The sequence below is a fragment of the Paenibacillus amylolyticus genome, from assembly GCF_051136285.1.
GTDB lineage: Bacteria > Bacillota > Bacilli > Paenibacillales > Paenibacillaceae > Paenibacillus > Paenibacillus amylolyticus_F.
Map to the genome: position 1 here is coordinate 5,379,185 of NZ_CP194938.1, position 17,683 is coordinate 5,396,867.

Consider the following 17,683-nt stretch of genomic DNA (forward strand, 5'->3'; position numbering starts at 1 on the left):
TCGAAGGATTTCTGCGATACCTGTGAAGGTATCACTCAGCAGAGTCCTTCTTTTTTTGGTTAGGGCTTCATGGTTTGTTTTGTTCATATGGAAAATCGATATGGCTTTCAGTTGCCCTTTGTGATATATTGGATATCCTTTTGTATTGCGCGATCTACAGCGATGCAGAGCAAACATATATTCTTAGGAGGTAACTGAAACATGTCAGACAGCTTTCAAAGTGCCTATCAAGAAGAAGAGTACAGGTTAGAGCGAACGATGGAAGAAGTGGATCGTCAGCTGGAACGGCTACGGAATTTCCCGGTGTATACCGGCCACGACTTCACGGAGCAAGTGCTGGAATCCGGACGTGAAGAGCGCCGGAATGCCTTGTCCAAGAGCGCGCAGCAACCCTATTTCGGACGCTTGGATTTCGAAGAGCAGGGCAGTGGTGCACGGAAACCGCTGTATATTGGCAAAATCGGCGTAGACCGCGAAGAGGTTGGTGAGCATCCGCTTGTCATCGATTGGCGCGCTCCTGTCGCGAGCCTGTTTTATTCCTTTACGGGAGGCGAAGCCTCTGCAACGTATGAAGCCCCAGAAGGGCTGATTGAAGGTCTGGTGTATTTGAAACGAAATGTGGTGATCCGTCAGCGCATACTGGAACGCGTGGCGGATACGTATAATCGGGACAGCGACCAGCCTGCCGTATCTGACGAGTTCCTTGTATACCGTCTTGGGGAAAACAAGGACAACAAGCTCCGGGATATCGTATCTACGATTCAGGCTGAGCAAGATCAGATCATTCGGGCGGCGAGAAACACCGCGCTGATCATTCAGGGGGTCGCCGGATCAGGGAAAACTACGGTTGCCCTGCATCGCCTTGCATTTTTGCTGTACCAGTACAAGGAGCAGGTGTCTGCGGAGAAAATGGTTATTTTTGCACCCAACCATATGTTCCTCGATTACATCTCGGATGTATTGCCAGAGCTTGGTGTTGGGCATATTCAGCAGCAGACGTTCCCGGATTGGGCGATGAACCTGCTGGGGCTTGAACTGCCGCTTGCCGATGCGTCGGAAACACTGCATACGTGGTTTGAAACCCCTGCTACACGGCCTGAACTGAACGATGATGTTCCCGGACGTTACAAAGGGTCGGTTCGTTTTATGGAGCTGATTCGTGAGTGGTTGTCGGGGATGGAAGAAGCGTCTGTGCCTGATCTTGATTTCAGTCCGTGGGATGGAGCTTTACTCGGCAAACAGCAGATTGAAAACTGGTTTGGTACGGAGTACAAACATTATCCGCTGGCGAAACGCAAAGAGCGGGTGATGGCACGTATTCACCGCTGGATTGAAATGGAATTGAAAAAGCCGATGCCTGAGACGGTGCGTAAAGAACGCAAGAAAAAGGCAGCAACCCGGGAGAAAGCCTATGCCAAAAAGTGGCCTGAGTACGATCCGCTAACGTTGTACAAACAATTATTCAAAGCAGCGAAAGGCGGGGCTGTACCTGATTCGCTGAGCAGCCTGATCCCCAAAGCAATCATGAAACAGACGGGCGCAGATCTGAAGCAGGATGTGATTCGGGAAGAAGATCTTCCTGCACTCGTATATATCCATACGCTGGTTCATGATATTGAAGGAACGGAGCGCTTTGATCATGTGGTCATTGACGAAGCACAGGACTTCTCTCCATTTCATGTTGCGTTGCTGGATCAGTTCGTGAAGGGGCATTCCTTCACTATTCTTGGGGATTTGTCTCAAGGTATTCATGAGTATCGCGGTGTTCATGCGTGGGATGAGATGAGTTCACTATTTCCGGAAGAGCAGAATGCGTACTTTGCCTTAACTCGAAGCTACCGTTCCACGATGGAAATCATTGATTATGCCAACACCATTCTGGAGCAGGGTGTGCAGAGCGGCATTACGGCGATCCCGGTATTTCGGAGTGGTGATCCTGTGCGCACACTACCTTATGGAAGTGAAGGACGGACAGGAAGTCTGGAGCGGGCCTTGAGCATACTGACCAGCAAAGATTATCGGACGGTATCAATCCTGACGCGAACGTTGCATGAAGCGAGGGAACTTCACCGTGAGCTGCAGGCAGCGGGTTGGGATTTAAATCTGATCGACGGTGGCAAAAAGCAGTACAGCGGCGGTCACTCCATTTTGCCCGTGTATCTGTCCAAAGGGCTTGAATTCGATGCAGCTATTGTAGCTGATGTGGATGGGCATCATTATTTGCCGGGCGCAGGTGATGCAAAACTGCTCTATGTCGGCTGTACACGGGCTCTGCATGAGTTGTGGTTATTCCATGACGGCAGCATGCCGGCGTATGCTGCGGCAACGCACAACCCTGAGGGAGAGCGGGTTACGATTCAGGGTTGGCCGGATGAGGCTGTTTCATAAACGAATAGACCGTACCGAGTTATATATAGATGAAAGGCATGATGTGGAGCAAATCCTCGTCATGCCTTTTTTGTACTTGCTGAACGTCGGTTCACCAGATAGATGCCTGCACCGATCAGTGCACCTCCTGCACCAACGTACCATTCAACCTGCTCGCTTAACAAAATCCAGCTTGAAAGCACGCCGAAGAACGGTGCAAGGAACAGGTAGGAGCTAGTTTGGGCGGGGTCACTATGCTGTAATAGATAAAACCAGAGAGAAAACTGCAAAATGGAACAAATCAGCGTCAAGTATATCAAAGATAAGATCGAGACTGTTGTTACTGTAAAATGAGGCTGCTCCGTCCATACACTCAGCAGAAGCAACGCTACGCCTCCCGCAAGCATCTGATAAGCCGTGAGCACGAAAGTATCATAATCACTACCCCATCGCTTAATAAGCAATGTAGACACGGCAAAAGAAATCGCGCCCCCAAAACCGATCCAGGTTCCTGGGGAGAAGCTCATATGCCATCCGAAAGTGAGCAGGATGCCTGCAAAACCAATAATTACGCCAATCCACTGGCTTAACCGATAAGTCAGACCATATAACAGCGCACTGAAAATAATGACGATCAGTGGATTCATAAATGTAAGGATGGCGGATTCACCAGATGAAATCCAGTTCATGCTGTAATAGGCGCAGCCCATCACCCCGGCAGATTGAAACAAACCGATGAGAATGATTTTACCCCATGCTTGCCATTTCTTTGGTAAAGGACGCTTACGCAGAGCAAAAGCCATCAAACTGCCTGCGAGAATGTAGCGCAAGCCCATCAATAAAAAAGGTGGAGCGTACCCCATACCTATTTTGCCCACAGGAAAAGAAGTACCCATAATAAGGGTTGTCACGATAATCAATACGATGTATTTGGCTGGGTTTAAGAAAGTAGGTACACGTACTGCACTAACAGAATTGCCACTAGGAGTGCTCATAAGGTCTGTCCGCCATCGACCGTGATAAGCTGTCCTGTCATGGATTGCTGTTCAAGAGCAGCACAGATCATATGGGCAATGTCCTCTGGCGGCGCGATTTGCTGCAGCAGCAATTGCCCGCCAAGTTGGTGCATGCGCTCCTCATTACCAGTCCACCAACGTGTAGCAACAGCTCCGGGGACGATTGCATTCACACGAATGTACGGTGAGAGTGCATGGGCTAGAGATAAAGTCAGACCATGTACTGCTGATTTGGACACAGCATAGGGAAGAGAAGAACCCGAACCGGTGCTACCCGCTATACTGCCCAAATTGACGATTGCACCGCCACCAGCCTGCTTTATACTTTCCGTTACCGCACGAGCGCAATAAAACATGCCTTTCACATTCACGTCCATCAATTCATTCCAGACTTCATCTGTGACAGCCTCCAGGTCACTAAGGGGAATATGATGGGTGATGCCCGCGTTATTCACAAGGTCGGTGATGGAGCCATAGATATCAGCTACTTTTTTGACCATTCGGCGTACCTCTGTGTCATTTGCTACATTTGCTTGAATGGAAATGGCCTGCCCGCCTTGATTGAGAATATGTTGAACCGTTTCTTCTGCAGCCTGCTGTGAGCGAGAGTAATTCAAAACGACCAATGCTCCGCGTTCAGCAAGCAATGTACTTACAGCTCGGCCTATACCTGTACCTCCACCTGTAATTAAAACAACTCTATTGGTCCAGTATGTCATTTCAAACACTCCTTCTTTACTTTTAACCATTGAACAAGTGTCTCCATCTTTAATAATAATCTCGACGAATAAACTCAATGGGTATGTCATCATTGTAGTATGGTCTCGCCAGAGCGTATAATGATTACAAATGAACTGGACATCATTTTGAATGATGTCAGAGTGGAGGCATGATGGAGAGCGGGGATCTTCGAATATTTCAATGTGTAGCCCAGGTAGGAAATCTGACCAGAGCTGCAGCCAAGCTGGGGTACGTTCAATCCAACGTTACGGCACGTATTCAGCATTTGGAGGCTGAGGTGGGTACACCATTGTTCATCCGTCATAACCGGGGAATGACACTGTCTCCAGCGGGGGAAGTTCTGCTAACGTATGCAGATAAGATCGTTGGCCTGTTGAATGATGCTTCAAGAGCACTGCAGGCAACCAATACACCATCCGGCCCGTTACAAATTGGTTCCATACAGACGGCGGCTGCGGTAAGACTGCCGCATCTTCTAGCGGAATATTACAGCCAGTACCCTGAAGTCTCTCTGGCTTTGGCTACAGGTCATTCACAGATGCTTATTGATCAGGTCATTGCGTATGAATTGGAAGGTGCATTTATTGGCTGTTCCTGTGACCATCCTGATATTAAATCGATCGATGTATTTGATGAAGAGCTGTTTGTTGTTTCGTCCCCGGCCTTGTCCGAGGATGAACTAACCCGTAAGCCGATATTAGTTTACAGTATGGGGTGCTCCTACCGTAAAATTTTGGAGGACTGGATGCTTCTGAGTGGTGTTCATCGACCCGTTATTATGGAATTTGGGACGCTGGAGGCCATTATCAGTGGCGTAGCCTCTGGAATGGGCATCTCTTTACTGCCTGAGATCGTTATTAGCCAGCAAATTCAAAACGGTCTATTACGTAAACATTCGCTTCCTGCTGGAATGAACCGTATGATGACACGATTTATTACGCGTAAGGATGCGTTTGTCAGCAGTGCGCTTGGGGCATTTATGGCTATGCTTCCACAGGAATGTGATATGATAGCGAGTGGAGAAAACATAAGTTATCCAAAAGATACACTACTGCATGGCAATTTAGATTAGCATTAGATCCGCAATCCGTTAAGGAAGTGATAAACCCATGGACTTATTTTCGTTTCAGCAGGATACACAACCACAAGCCAGATTGCTGGCAGACCGCATGCGGCCTGAGCATCTGGATGAATATATAGGGCAGGAACAGATCATCGGACCGGGAAAACTGCTACGCAGAGCTATTGAGGCGGATCAGATCTCCTCCATCTTACTGTACGGCCCGCCAGGATGTGGCAAGACAACACTTGCCCATATTATCTCTCAGCATACCCAAGGACAATTCGTACGGCTGAACGCCGTGGATGCCTCTGTCAAGGATGTACGCGAAGTCATCGAGCAGGCACAGACAAACAAACAGCTCTACGGAACCAAAACGATTTTGTTCCTCGACGAGGTACATCGTTTTAACAGTTCACGCCAAGATGCATTGCTGCCTGCGGTAGAGAAGGGCACGATCATTTTCATCGGGGCAACAACGGAGAACCCTTTTCATTACGTAAATGGAGCCTTGATGAGTCGTTCCACTCTGTTCCAGCTGGAATCTTTGAATAAAGAGCACTCCCTGATTGCGATGCGCAGGGCGTTAAGCGATGCAGATAAAGGGCTTGGTTTTATGGAACTGCAAGCCGATGATGAAGCGCTGGCACACATTGCCACGATGGCGAATGGTGATATTCGCCGTGCGTTGAATGCGTTGGAGCTGGCTGCGCTCACGACACCGCCCGAGCAGGATGGAACGGTTCACATCACGCTGGCTGTCGCGGAAGAGTCCATTCGCCGTCCCATTGTCAAGGCAGACGAGTCAACGCAATATGATGTGTTGTCTGCTTTTCATAAAAGCATTCGTGGTTCAAGCGATGCAGCGTTATTCTGGTTTCTATATGCCGTGGAGAAGCTGGGTATGGACCCGATGACGTTTATTCGCCGCCTCATTGCCGCGAGCAGTGAAGATATTGGACTGGCGAACCCCCAAGCGATGACCCAGGCGATCGGTGCGTTGGACGCTTACCGGAATAATGGCTGGCCTGAGGCGAAGCTGAATATTGCACAAGCCATTCTATTTGCGGTCGAAAGTCCGAAATCCAATGCAGTGTATACCGCCATCTCCAAAGCGATGAGTGCCATAAATGAGGTGAAGTCGGCCGAAGTGCCGCTGCATTTGAGAGATACGCATTATTCGGGAGCTGCGAAGCTGGGACATGAGGGGTACCAGTATCCACATAACTACCCGGGACATTATGTAAAGCAGGAGTATCTGCCGAAACAGCTCTCTCGAAGAGTTTTTTATGAAGCGACGGAGCAAGGGAATGAGTCAAAGATCAGGCTAAACCAACAGCGGCGCAGGGAGCTATAGAAATGAAAGAATTAGCATATATCGGAGCCGGCGGCTTCCTGGGCACATTGACCAGGTACACCATTCAACTGATGATACCTGCGGCGAATACAGGTTTTCCGTGGGCAGTGCTGTTGATCAATGCGATCGGCAGCCTGTTTTTGGGTTGGTTTTTTACTATCGCGATTCCTGAAAAAATAACCCCACAGCTCCGCCTCGCCATCGGCACAGGATTTACCGGGGCTTTCACGACCTTTTCGACGTTCACACTGGACATCGTTCGTTTATCGGAGGGTGGAGAGTGGATGGAAGCAGCGGCTTATCTCCTACTAAGTGTTGTGGCAGGGCTACTGCTCTGCGCGCTCGGCATCAAGCTGGGAAGAGCAATGCTCGCTGTCTCTCAAAAAGGGAGTGATGCCAGGTGATCATCTGGATTGGACTAGCAGGTGTGTTAGGCGCACTACTCCGTTACAGTCTGGGAAAGGCCGTCTCCCGTAAATTCGGAACCTCTTTTCCTTGGGGAACCTGGATCATTAACGTCAGCGGTTCTCTTCTCCTTGGTATGTTGTATGGCGGGCATCAAGCAGGAAGTTTGCCAGACGCAATGTGGTTGGTGTGGGGAACTGGCTTCTGCGGAGCATATACGACCTTCTCCACCTTTGGTTACGAAACATTAACGTTGATGGGAAAACAGCGATATGCCAGAGCGATTCTTTACGTGGTAAGTTCTGTTGTGGTGGGTGTATTAGGTTGTATGGCAGGAGTCTGGTTAACTGCATAACTAAATTATTTTAATTTTTTTGCAAAAAAAAGCAGGAAAAAAGCCATCCTTCATGGTATTACATGAAAGACGGCTTTTTTTGTAGGAATACACGGGATTGGCTTTACCACTCTCAAGTGAGAAGGAAAGCCTGTTATTGCATCGCCGGTACAGGTACTTTCTGCACCTGATCAATCGTACCACCGCCGAGGCAGACTTCTCCGTCGTAGAAAACAACAGCTTGCCCTGGCGTAATGGCTTTCTGCTGTTGATCAAACTGTACATCCACGCTGCCATCTTCCTGCCAAGTCAACGTAACGCCTTGATCCGGTTGACGATAACGGAATTTGGCTGTGCAACGGAAAGGCACATTTGGTGTATGGTCTGCACCTGCAATCCAGTTAACACCTGTTGCCGTCAGACCTGTGGAGTACAAGCTGGCATGAGCGTCGCCCTGCACCACGAGCAATTGGTTTTTCTCCAGGTTTTTATCAGCGACAAACCAAGGCTCACCGTTGCCGGAACCGCCAATACCAAGTCCTTGACGTTGACCAAGAGTGTAGTACATCAGACCGTCGTGACGACCTTTCACTTCACCTGTCGCAATATCAACCATGTCTCCGCCTTTGGCTGGCAGATAATTGCTCAGGAACTCCTTGAAGTTGCGTTCACCGATAAAGCATACACCTGTGCTATCTTTTTTCTTGGCTGTGTAGAGACCGGCAGCTTCAGCAATTCTGCGCACTTCCGGTTTAGGCAGGTGACCAATCGGGAACATGGCTTTGGATAGTTGTTTTTGATTAAGAGCGTTCAGGAAGTAAGTCTGATCTTTGTTATTGTCTACACCACGGAGCAGCTTGAAAATGCCATCCTCTTCAATGAGACGAGCATAGTGACCTGTAGCTACATAATCTGCACCGAGATCCAGCGCTTTGTTCAGAAACTCACCAAATTTGATCTCACGATTACACATGACATCCGGATTCGGCGTACGACCCGACTTATATTCATCAAGGAAATAGGTAAATACTTTATCAAAGTATTCTTTCTCGAAGTTGACAGTGTAATATGGAATGCCGATCTGTTCGCACACCCGGCGCACGTCCTCTGAATCTTCTTCAGCGGTGCAGTGACCGAACTCGTCTGTATCATCCCAGTTTTTCATGAAAATGCCGATGACATCGTAACCTTGCTCTTTCAGAAGCAATGCGGTAACGGATGAATCCACACCTCCGGACATGCCAACGACGACCCGTGTGTTTTCATTTGCTTTGGACATCGTTATCACCATTTCTATATATAAATGTGTTTCGTTACTATTCTAGCATAACCCGAGCGAACTTACGATACACCCGGCCAACTTTGGATAGTGTCCACTCCACACGCACATTTTGCAATATCGTCAATCTTTCTTTTCCATAACACATGCAGATATGTTAACATTACTTGAGGGTTATGATCGGAATACGCAGGATTAGAAGATTGAGACTTGGTTTCCCTGAGGTCCGCCTGGCGGAATCACGGAATGAACGATCATGAACCACGTAGAGAATCAACATAAAGAACAGTGCTTGAGAACAATAAACATCTAACGTTCCAGTTTGTTTTTTTCGAAAATTGAAAGAGGTGACTCCTTTGAAGATATCAACAAAAGGCCGTTACGGCCTCACAATCATGATGGAGCTGGCCGCCAGAACTGGCGAAGGCCCGACATCATTAAAAAGCATTGCCGAGCGCAATCAGCTCTCGGAACATTATTTGGAGCAATTGATTGCCCCACTGCGTAATGCCGGATTGGTTAAGAGCATCCGCGGCGCATATGGCGGTTACATTCTGGCAGGTGATCCTGCAACCGTAACAGCGGGGGATGTCATTCGTGTGCTGGAGGGGCCCATCTCACCAGTGGACTTTACTGAGGAAGACGATCCTGCGAAGCGTGACCTGTGGCTGCGCATCCGTGACGGCATTGCAGAAGTGCTGGATTCAACAACGTTGAAAGATTTGATTACTTTTGAGGATCAGGAAAAGAAAGATTCTTACATGTTTTATATCTAGGAAAAAATTAAGAAATGAAGTTGATCATCCAGAAGACAACATTAAAGCCCCCATAATGGGGGCTTTAGCCATGCCAACATAGATTAAAGCTTGCCTTTACCAGTATTAAAAACATAAAAATGAAATCCAACAAACAACGGGGTGACAACTGTGAATCGTATATATTTGGATCACGCCGCTTCGACACCTATGCATCCACGCGTCGCTGAAGCGATGATGAACATTATGACTGCGCAATATGGCAATCCATCCAGTATCCATGCCTTTGGACGTGAAGCCAAACGAACGGTTAGCGGAGCAAGAGATGTTATCGCGGCGTCTTTGGGATGTAACCCGGACGAGCTTGTTTTTACGGGTGGTGGCACGGAAAGTGACAATCTGGCGATTTTTGGCACGGTTTTTGCCAGAGCGGAGAAGGGTAAACATGTAATCACTACAGCAATTGAACATCATGCCGTATTGCATTCATGTCAGGAATTGGAGCGGCAGGGATACGAAGTGACCTATCTGCCCGTGGATGAGACTGGACGCATCAAGCTGGAAGAACTTCGTGAGGCGATTCGGCCGGACACCGTGCTGATTACGATGATGTATGCCAACAACGAAGTAGGCACCATTCAGCCGATTCATGAGGTCGGAGAACTGGCACGTCAACATGATATTATATTCCACACGGATGCGGTTCAGGCGTTGGGGAGTCAGCCAATCTCCTGTAAAGACTTGCCCGTGGATCTCATTAGCTATTCAGCACATAAAATTAACGGGCCGCAGGGAGTTGGTGCCCTGTATGTCAGAAGAGGCGTTACTTTGGAAGCCAGATCACATGGTGGATTGCAGGAGCGACAACGGCGTGCGGGCACGGAGAACATCGCCGGTATTGCCGGGTTTGCAGAAGCGCTAAAACGAATCTCTGAAGAGGGAACCGAGCATCTGCAGCATGCCTTGGAATTGCGGAAACTACTGCTAGATCAGCTTGCTGTTCATGTGGGAGCCGAACATTTTCATGTCAATGGACATCCCGAGTACACCCTTCCCAATATCCTCAATATCAGCTTTCCCGAGGTGTCTACCGAAACGATGCTGATGAACCTGGATATGGAGGGCATTGCTGTAGCCAGTGGTTCAGCTTGTACATCAGGTTCGCTGGAAGTATCCCATGTACTCAAAGCGATGCATTTGCCGGAGGCATTTTTACAGTCTGCGATTCGATTTAGCTGGGGTTTGGGTAATACTACAGAAGAAATCATCACAACCGCCGAAAAAATTGGAACCATTCTGGGGCGTCTGCGTAATAGACCTTAAGGGGCTCTTTACACATGGAACAGAAGGAGGGAAGAAGTTCCATTTTCATCGGTTGAATAACAGCGGTTTGATGATCGGCGTTTGATTGCCACTCATCAACTTTGGGCATACCTAGCAATAGCGCCGCGCCTATTCAATGTGAAGAAGATGAGGGGGACCCAACGATGAAGCTTCAGGAAATGATCGGACTTGCCGTTTTTGATGTAGAGGACGGGAAGCAGGTCGGTAAAATCCAGGATTTCATTGTGAATGATGATTGGGAGATTGAAGGCATTGAACTTGAGAATAAAGGCCTGTTTACCAATCATGTCAAGATGGTGCAATGGGAAGATATCGTTGCCTATGGCGAAGATGCCGTCATGATCCGTAATCAACAGGCTGTCCGCAAGACGGAGGCCGACGACATAAAATACACGTACCTCCTTGGTCGCTCTAAATTGAAGGAGATGTCCGTGCTCACCGAAGAAGGGTTGCTGCTCGGAAGAGTCTCCGATGTTTATTTTGACCAAGAGTTGGGAAATACAATAATAGGGATTGAAATTACGGACGGTTTTGTGTCCGATCTGATCGAGGGCCGTAAATGGCTGCCATGTACAAGTGATATGTCTATCGGAGAAAGTGCCATTATGGTACCGCCACTGAGTGAACAGCGCTTGGAAAATGCCATTCATTCTGTTAATGGATAGGTGAAAGAATATGAAATGTCCAAATTGTAGTTCAAAAGATATCGGAAAAATTGGTTCCCATCAGTTTTATTGCTGGGGATGTTTTATTGAGTTAACGGTAAATGGAGAGAAAATGTCTGTGTATCAGGTGGAAGAGGACGGCACGTTAAGCTCTCTGGATGATTTGTTCTTCGGAGAAGAGTTGCCGCAAGACTTCCCTCACATTCACGCTTCCTCTTAAGACGCGGTTTAACTTCCTCTATATGCGGTTTCATGACAACTCATGTCATTAAATGCTGTCGCAATCTGGCGGCAGATGGATATAGATGTAGTTACATAGTGGTTGGGAAGGACATGGTTGATTATATGAGTGACTGATCCATAAAATGCGCTTCCCTCTTTTGAAGAGGGGGCGTTTTTTTTGTTTTCTGTGTGATCGAGAAGAATGTTTTATATGTCACTGCTTCTTTTCGCTGCCACTTCTGTACTAAGTTAATAAAAATTTCCTCTCCTACATATACTGACTTTTAGAGCCAGTCCATATACTGAACTTGAGCGTCAGTCCAAAGGGGAGAGGGAAATGGAGCAACTAACCAAAAACAAAATATTTCGTTACGCGATCTGGCTCTTGCTCGGATTGATCATTCTGTATTTTATTTGGCTGCTGCGGCCATTGCTTTTACATATCTATAGTTTTTTGAAAACGATACTGGCTCCATTCATCGTTGCACTGATCATATCGTATGTGCTTAATCCGATTGTCAGCATGCTGGGTGGACGCAAAGTTCCACGTTCCATTGCCGTACTGTTAATCTATGCTTTTTTTCTGACTTGCATTGGGGTCATCTTAATGAATGTGATCCCTGTTCTGATTGAACAGCTTGAAGAGTTAAATGAACATATGCCTGAATTGTCCATGAGGGCGCAAAACCTGATGAACAATATGGATCACAAATTAATGCCGCCAAGTATACGCACTGGCATGAACAGCTGGTTTTTCCAGATGGAGGATCGGCTTACGCAAGGGATCACCGTGCTGATGGACAATATCGGAGCAACGATTAATGTACTATTTAACGTATTCATTGTACCGTTTCTCATTTTTTATATGTTAAAGGACTTTGATGTGTTTGAACGAACAATTGTGGCTTATCTGCCTCGTTCTCGTCGTAAAGCGATTGTTTCCGTGATGAAAGAGATCGATACCGCACTTGGCAATTATATTCGGGGTCAATTTATCGTCTGTGTGATCGTAGGAATCTTTGCATATATCGGATATATCGTCATTGATATGCCTTATGCCCTGCTTCTGGCAAGTATTGTGGCTGTATTCAACATTGTGCCCTATTTGGGTCCTTTTCTGGGAGCAGCACCTGCGGTGGTGATGGCTTCAACCGTTTCTTTCAAAATGGTGCTGCTGGTCATCGCTGTGAATACACTGTGCCAGGTGCTGGAGAGTAATGTGGTTTCCCCTCAGGTGGTAGGCCGAACGCTGCATTTACATCCACTCTCGATTATCTTTGCACTGCTGGTCGGTGGTGAACTGGCGGGTATTGTAGGTCTCATTTTGGCTGTGCCTGTCTTTGCTGTTTTGAAGGTCATTGTGCAACACTTTTTCGCCTACTATATCAAGCGGAGAACGGAGTGAACTAGTAAACGAAGAGAGGAAGGAGCCATCAGTCATTCGTCATGAAAGGCGCGTTGACACTGGTTGGCTCTATCGATATAATGAGGGTGTATGTTTACAAGATCAAATCGATGATGAAATGAAGTATGCCGAGGATTCCTTTCCTCAGAGAATAGACTTCTTCGAATTCAGTAATTACTCTGGGTTCGCTGGCTGGGAGAGTCTTGAAAGTTGAAGCGGCAGAAAGCTGATTTCGGAGTGCAGGACAACCCTGCCGGGAGCGACCGTTACTCGCATGAACGAGGCGATTGTTCGTTTATCCTTTCAATGATGGGAGATGAATCCTTTCAATAAGGGGAGAAGAACAATAACCAGGGTGGTACCGCGATAACATCGTCCCTGATCATTCAGGGGCGTTTTTTGTGTTTATTTTTACACATGTGTTACCCAAAAAAAAGTTATCAAAACAATCTGTTAACCAACCGGGGCGATCTCGCTGCGGAACTTATAATTTGATGGGGGCAACCAGTATGAAAGCCAGTGAAATTCGTTCCAAATGGATCCAGTTTTTTGCAAGTAAAGGTCACAAAATTGAACCAAGCGCATCGCTCGTGCCGCATAACGACCCTTCCCTGTTGTGGATTAACGCGGGTATGGCACCGCTGAAACCTTACTTTGACGGACGGGAGAAACCGGAGAACCCGCGTCTTGCGAACTCGCAGAAGTGTATCCGTACCAACGATATCGAAAATGTCGGCAAAACACGTCGTCACCATACGTTTTTTGAAATGCTCGGTAACTTCTCTATCGGAGATTATTTCAAGGAAGAAACGGTTACTTGGGCTTGGGAGTTCTTAACGAGCAAAGAGTGGATCGGATTTGATCCGGAACGCTTGTCTGTTACCGTATACCCCGAAGATGAAGAAGCATTCAAACTGTGGAATGAAAAAATCGGACTGCCGGCTGAACGTATCATTAAGCTGGACGAAAACTTCTGGGATATCGGCGAAGGCCCGTGTGGACCATGTACCGAAATTTTCTATGACCGTGGCGAAGCTTACGGCAGCGACATGAATGATCCGGAGATGTATCCAGGCGGAGAGAACGAACGTTATTTGGAAGTGTGGAACCTCGTATTCTCACAATTTAACCATAACAAAGACGGCAGCTATACACCGCTACCGAACAAAAATATTGATACAGGAGCGGGTCTGGAGCGTTTTGCTTCCATTCTGCAAAATGTAGATTCCAACTTTGACACCGATCTGTTCCAACCGATGATTCAGAAAACGGCTGCGCTTGCTGGCGTGAAATATAACGACAGCGTTGAGATCGATGTTGCCCTCAAAGTCATTGCCGATCATATTCGTACCGTTGCATTTGCTGTAGGTGATGGCGTACTGCCAAGCAATGAAGGCCGCGGATATGTCATCCGCCGGTTGCTGCGCCGTGCCGTTCGTTACGGTAAAGTACTGGGTCTGGATCGTCCGTTCTTGTATGAACTGACAACAACCGTTGGTGAAGTGATGGGGATGTACTATCCAGAAGTTGTGGACAAGCAGGAGTTTATTGCCAAAGTCATCAAAACCGAGGAAGAACGTTTCCACGAAACGCTATCAGACGGGCTTGCGATTCTGGCAGATATCAGTGGTACAGCCAAATCTGAGGGACGTACAGTGATTAGCGGTCCAGAGGCATTCAAACTGTATGATACGTATGGATTCCCGTTTGACCTGACAGAGGATTATGCGGCTGAGCATGGCCTGACGGTAGACCGTGAAGGCTTTGATGCATCGATGCAGGAGCAGCGTGATCGTGCCCGTGCAGGACGTCAAGAGAACGAAAGCATGAAGATTCAAGGTGGACCGCTCGCTGATCTGGAGGTTAAAAGCGAGTTTGTTGGATATACTGAGCTGTTGACGGAAGCAAAAATTGTAGCGATTGTTACGGGAGATGTGCTTGCAGACTCCGTAGGAGAAGGACAGACAGCTCAGGTTATTCTGGATCAAACACCATTTTATGCAGAAAGCGGCGGTCAGGTAAGTGACCAGGGCTTGCTTCGCAGCGCGGGTGCTGTTGCAAAAGTTCAAGGTTTGTTTAAAGCTCCGCAAGGACAACATGTACATTTGGTGACGATCGAGTCGGGTGAGCTTCGTGTGGACGATGTCATTCAAGCAGAAGTGGATTCAACCAAACGCGGTGACATCATCAAAAACCATACGGCAACACACTTGCTGCACAAAGCATTGAAAGATGTGCTCGGCACGCATGTTAACCAGGCGGGTTCTCTGGTTGAACCGCAACGTCTGCGCTTTGACTTCTCTCACTTCGGCAGTATTACGCCGGAAGAGCTGACGGAGATTGAACGTCAGGTGAACGAACAGATCTGGAATCGCCTGAATGTGAACATTGAGCTGAAAGGCATCGATGAAGCGAAGGAAATGGGTGCAATGGCCCTTTTTGGCGAGAAATATGGAGATATTGTACGCGTCGTGCAAATTGGAGATTACAGTTTGGAACTTTGTGGCGGCTGTCACGTAAGTAATACTTCAGAGATTGGAATTTTCAAACTTGTCAGCGAAAGCGGAATCGGATCGGGTGTACGCCGTATTGAAGCGGTGACAGGTCGCGGTGCATATCTGTATGTGGAGAGCCAGTTGGATCTGCTCAAACAGTCCGCAACTCTGCTCAAAGCCAATGTAGCGGATGTGCCGAAGCGGATTGAAGGTCTGAATCAGCAGCTGAAAGAAGCAGCGAGAGAGAATGAATCTCTGCAAAGCAAACTCAGCGCGATGGAAGCAGGTCAGTTGACCGATCAGGTTGTACAAGCAGGCAATACACAATTGCTTGCAGCCCGTGTAGATGCACCAAATATGGATGCACTGCGTACCGTTGCTGATGAGTTGAAAGTAAAACTGCCTGATGCTGTTCTCGTACTGGGTGCGCCAGCTGACGGCAAGGTCAATTTTGTTGTCGCAGTACCTGCTGAACAGGTGAAACAAGGTCTGCATGCTGGTAAAATCGTTAAGGAAGTTGCTGCGATATGTGGCGGCGGAGGTGGCGGACGTCCGGATATGGCTCAGGCCGGAGGCAAGGACGCAAGCAAGCTGGACGAAGCGCTGAAACTGGCGGTTTCCATCGTCAGCCAGTAAAGGACAAGCAAAAAACACAATTGCCTTATCCTTTGTGTACTTGTGGCAGTCAGAATATGTTATTATATAAACAGAAATCAATTCGGCAGGACATGGTCCCCATGTTCATGCAGGAGCGAGGTGTCATCAATGGACTCCATGGATAAGACGGTTAAATTTAATGTGAAAGGTGACGAACATGAAGCATCTTCACAAGAGATTCTTCTCACGGTATATGACGCGCTGGTCGATAAAGAGTATAATCCCATTAACCAGATCGTTGGATATCTGATATCTGGCGATCCCGCGTATATTCCGCGTCACAACAACGCACGCAGTCTGGTCCGGAAAAAGGAGCGCGATGAGCTGATTGAAGAGCTTGTACGCTCCTACCTGGCCAATCACCGGTAATGTACGCCGCTTCCGTTTGTCTGCAGCCGTGCAGGCAAACGGACAATGAACCGACAGAAGACAGACTGAGGTCTGAACAGATAATTGTATATTATTCTGAACAGGCTCAGGATGGGAGAGCATGATGAAAAAATTAGGTTTGGACTATGGGGACCGCAGAATCGGGGTTGCCGTGAGTGACGCCTTCGGTTGGACTGCCCAGGGATTAGAAGTGCTAGAACGCCGCCGGGATGAAGGTGAGTTCACACGGATTGCTGAGTTGGTGCGTGAGCATGAGATCAGCGAAATCGTGGTCGGACTTCCCAAAAACATGAACGGCACCGTAGGACCGCGCGGTGAAATATGTATTGCTTTTGCCGAACGTCTGCGTGGCGAACTGAATTTACCTGTTCACCTTTGGGATGAACGGCTGACGACGATAGTAGCAGAACGTACGTTGCTTGAAGCGGATGTCAGCCGCAAAAAACGCAAGCAGGTTGTGGACAAAATGGCTGCAAGCCTGATTTTGCAAAATTATTTGGATGCCAATAGTAAAAGGTGAGGGGGATCAACAATGGCTGAAGATCAACTGGGTATGGAAGAAGAAGCTGAGATCATTTACATTGCAGATGACGAGGGTAACGAAGAGGAATTCGAAGTTATCATGAAATTTGAAGTGGACGGTTCGGAGGCCAAGTATATGATGGTTGCTCCGGTTGAACCTGAGGATGGCGAGACGGATGTATATGCATTCCGTTATGAAGAAGAAGGCGATGATATCAAACTTTTCGTGATCCAAGACGATGCTGAATGGGATATCGTCGAGGAGACGTTTAATACATTTCTTGCTGAAGATGAAGAGGAAGCGAACTAAATGACGGAATATAATCGCAAAGACCTGAAATGGACAGATTCGCTGCGTCTGGCATTCGGTGCTCATGTGGAGCTCGAGGAAGAGAACGGTAAATCACATCCGTATGATCTGCTCGCTGAATTTGAGGTACATGGGCAGCAATACGCGGTGCTCCGCAGTTCATTGCGTCCGTATGACGAGGTTGAACTTCTGCGGGTTGTACCTGGCAGCGAGGACCAGATCATGCCGGAGTTAGTTACGATTGATGATGACGATGAGTGGGAGAGCATCTCGGAGCTTTATGACGAGTGCACGCTCCCGATTGACGAGGATTAACCAGCTTCAAATTGAAAAAACCGGAAGGGCGGAGAAGTCCGCTC

The 17,683-nt window shown here is 47.8% G+C and carries 18 protein-coding genes; 15 read left to right on the forward strand and 3 right to left on the reverse strand.

All coding sequences use genetic code 11. The features are described from left to right. The first annotated feature begins 201 nt into the window (after positions 1-201). A complete protein-coding gene (locus ACR8BL_RS23435) occupies positions 202-2,388 on the forward strand; it encodes a HelD family protein (protein WP_434749767.1) in 2,187 nt (728 codons plus the stop codon). Positions 2,389-2,447: 59 nt separating this feature from the next. Here the strand turns inward: ACR8BL_RS23435 and ACR8BL_RS23440 are convergent, their stop codons facing one another. Both ACR8BL_RS23440 and ACR8BL_RS23445 read right to left on the reverse strand, forming a co-directional pair. Further along, a complete protein-coding gene (locus ACR8BL_RS23440; RefSeq protein ID WP_434749768.1) occupies positions 2,448-3,362 on the reverse strand; it encodes a DMT family transporter in 915 nt (304 codons plus the stop codon). After that, the gene (locus tag ACR8BL_RS23445; RefSeq protein WP_434756453.1) at positions 3,359-4,132 is read right to left on the reverse strand and encodes an SDR family NAD(P)-dependent oxidoreductase; all 774 of its coding nucleotides are present in this window, start codon (positions 4,130-4,132) and stop codon (positions 3,359-3,361) included. Before ACR8BL_RS23445 ends, ACR8BL_RS23440 begins: the two co-directional genes overlap by 4 nt. Positions 4,133-4,275: 143 nt before the next feature. On the opposite strand from ACR8BL_RS23445, the gene ACR8BL_RS23450 reads away from it, so the two are divergent. The 4 genes from ACR8BL_RS23450 to crcB (ACR8BL_RS23465) are packed head-to-tail and all read left to right on the forward strand — an operon-like array spanning position 4,276 to position 7,301. After that, complete coding sequence (locus ACR8BL_RS23450) at positions 4,276-5,196, forward strand: LysR family transcriptional regulator (RefSeq protein ID WP_434753218.1); 921 nt, start codon at positions 4,276-4,278, stop codon at positions 5,194-5,196. Positions 5,197-5,233: 37 nt separating this feature from the next. Beyond that, positions 5,234-6,541, forward strand: a complete 1,308-nt coding sequence (locus ACR8BL_RS23455; RefSeq protein WP_434749770.1) for a replication-associated recombination protein A — start codon at positions 5,234-5,236, stop codon at positions 6,539-6,541. 2 nt (positions 6,542-6,543) lie between these two features. Then, on the forward strand, positions 6,544-6,945 hold the full coding sequence (gene crcB / locus ACR8BL_RS23460) for a fluoride efflux transporter CrcB (RefSeq protein WP_434749771.1): 402 nt from the start codon (positions 6,544-6,546) through the stop codon (positions 6,943-6,945). After that, a complete protein-coding gene (crcB, locus tag ACR8BL_RS23465) occupies positions 6,942-7,301 on the forward strand; it encodes a fluoride efflux transporter CrcB (protein ID WP_434749772.1) in 360 nt (119 codons plus the stop codon). Before crcB (ACR8BL_RS23460) ends, crcB (ACR8BL_RS23465) begins: the two co-directional genes overlap by 4 nt. A 133-nt stretch (positions 7,302-7,434) precedes the next feature. Here crcB (ACR8BL_RS23465) and mnmA read toward each other — a convergent pair whose 3' ends face one another. Next, complete coding sequence (gene mnmA, locus ACR8BL_RS23470) at positions 7,435-8,559, reverse strand: tRNA 2-thiouridine(34) synthase MnmA (RefSeq protein WP_434749773.1); 1,125 nt, start codon at positions 8,557-8,559, stop codon at positions 7,435-7,437. 356 nt (positions 8,560-8,915) lie between these two features. Between mnmA and cymR the strand changes: the two genes are divergently transcribed. The 10 genes from cymR to ACR8BL_RS23520 all read left to right on the forward strand — a co-directional run bounded on the left by cymR (position 8,916) and on the right by ACR8BL_RS23520 (position 17,639). After that, a complete protein-coding gene (gene cymR, locus ACR8BL_RS23475; RefSeq protein WP_090915550.1) occupies positions 8,916-9,335 on the forward strand; it encodes a cysteine metabolism transcriptional regulator CymR in 420 nt (139 codons plus the stop codon). 150 nt (positions 9,336-9,485) lie between these two features. Continuing rightward, positions 9,486-10,637, forward strand: a complete 1,152-nt coding sequence (locus ACR8BL_RS23480) for a cysteine desulfurase family protein (RefSeq protein ID WP_434749774.1) — start codon at positions 9,486-9,488, stop codon at positions 10,635-10,637. 164 nt (positions 10,638-10,801) lie between these two features. Continuing rightward, entirely contained in the window at positions 10,802-11,323 is a 522-nt protein-coding gene (locus tag ACR8BL_RS23485; protein WP_434749775.1) for a PRC-barrel domain-containing protein, read from the forward strand. Positions 11,324-11,333: 10 nt separating this feature from the next. Further along, positions 11,334-11,543, forward strand: a complete 210-nt coding sequence (locus tag ACR8BL_RS23490; RefSeq protein WP_090915543.1) for a hypothetical protein — start codon at positions 11,334-11,336, stop codon at positions 11,541-11,543. A gap of 339 nt (positions 11,544-11,882) precedes the next feature. Continuing rightward, the gene (locus ACR8BL_RS23495) at positions 11,883-12,950 is read left to right on the forward strand and encodes an AI-2E family transporter (RefSeq protein WP_434749776.1); all 1,068 of its coding nucleotides are present in this window, start codon (positions 11,883-11,885) and stop codon (positions 12,948-12,950) included. 509 nt (positions 12,951-13,459) lie between these two features. Further along, on the forward strand, positions 13,460-16,081 hold the full coding sequence (alaS, locus tag ACR8BL_RS23500; protein WP_434756454.1) for an alanine--tRNA ligase: 2,622 nt from the start codon (positions 13,460-13,462) through the stop codon (positions 16,079-16,081). 129 nt (positions 16,082-16,210) lie between these two features. Continuing rightward, on the forward strand, positions 16,211-16,471 hold the full coding sequence (locus tag ACR8BL_RS23505) for an IreB family regulatory phosphoprotein (RefSeq protein ID WP_251506498.1): 261 nt from the start codon (positions 16,211-16,213) through the stop codon (positions 16,469-16,471). 124 nt (positions 16,472-16,595) lie between these two features. Then, positions 16,596-17,012, forward strand: coding sequence for a Holliday junction resolvase RuvX (ruvX, locus tag ACR8BL_RS23510; RefSeq protein ID WP_434753219.1), 417 nt, complete (start codon positions 16,596-16,598; stop codon positions 17,010-17,012). Positions 17,013-17,024: 12 nt separating this feature from the next. Further along, positions 17,025-17,324 (forward strand): DUF1292 domain-containing protein, encoded by a 300-nt coding sequence (locus tag ACR8BL_RS23515; RefSeq protein WP_017686820.1) that lies wholly within the window; start codon positions 17,025-17,027, stop codon positions 17,322-17,324. Next, complete coding sequence (locus ACR8BL_RS23520) at positions 17,325-17,639, forward strand: DUF1292 domain-containing protein (RefSeq protein ID WP_434749777.1); 315 nt, start codon at positions 17,325-17,327, stop codon at positions 17,637-17,639. Positions 17,640-17,683: the final 44 nt, after the last annotated feature.

Coding starts and splice junctions, on each gene's coding strand:
- ACR8BL_RS23490 (WP_090915543.1), top strand. CDS start 11,334: ATGAAATGTCCAAATTGTAGTTCAAAAGATATCGGAAAAATTGGTTCC.
- ACR8BL_RS23445 (WP_434756453.1), bottom strand. CDS start 4,132: ATGGTTAAAAGTAAAGAAGGAGTGTTTGAAATGACATACTGGACCAAT.
- ruvX (WP_434753219.1), top strand. CDS start 16,596: ATGAAAAAATTAGGTTTGGACTATGGGGACCGCAGAATCGGGGTTGCC.
- ACR8BL_RS23435 (WP_434749767.1), top strand. CDS start 202: ATGTCAGACAGCTTTCAAAGTGCCTATCAAGAAGAAGAGTACAGGTTA.
- mnmA (WP_434749773.1), bottom strand. CDS start 8,559: ATGTCCAAAGCAAATGAAAACACACGGGTCGTCGTTGGCATGTCCGGA.
- crcB (WP_434749771.1), top strand. CDS start 6,544: ATGAAAGAATTAGCATATATCGGAGCCGGCGGCTTCCTGGGCACATTG.
- ACR8BL_RS23495 (WP_434749776.1), top strand. CDS start 11,883: ATGGAGCAACTAACCAAAAACAAAATATTTCGTTACGCGATCTGGCTC.
- ACR8BL_RS23485 (WP_434749775.1), top strand. CDS start 10,802: ATGAAGCTTCAGGAAATGATCGGACTTGCCGTTTTTGATGTAGAGGAC.
- ACR8BL_RS23440 (WP_434749768.1), bottom strand. CDS start 3,362: ATGAGCACTCCTAGTGGCAATTCTGTTAGTGCAGTACGTGTACCTACT.
- ACR8BL_RS23520 (WP_434749777.1), top strand. CDS start 17,325: ATGACGGAATATAATCGCAAAGACCTGAAATGGACAGATTCGCTGCGT.
- alaS (WP_434756454.1), top strand. CDS start 13,460: ATGAAAGCCAGTGAAATTCGTTCCAAATGGATCCAGTTTTTTGCAAGT.
- ACR8BL_RS23505 (WP_251506498.1), top strand. CDS start 16,211: ATGGACTCCATGGATAAGACGGTTAAATTTAATGTGAAAGGTGACGAA.
- ACR8BL_RS23515 (WP_017686820.1), top strand. CDS start 17,025: ATGGCTGAAGATCAACTGGGTATGGAAGAAGAAGCTGAGATCATTTAC.
- ACR8BL_RS23450 (WP_434753218.1), top strand. CDS start 4,276: ATGGAGAGCGGGGATCTTCGAATATTTCAATGTGTAGCCCAGGTAGGA.
- ACR8BL_RS23455 (WP_434749770.1), top strand. CDS start 5,234: ATGGACTTATTTTCGTTTCAGCAGGATACACAACCACAAGCCAGATTG.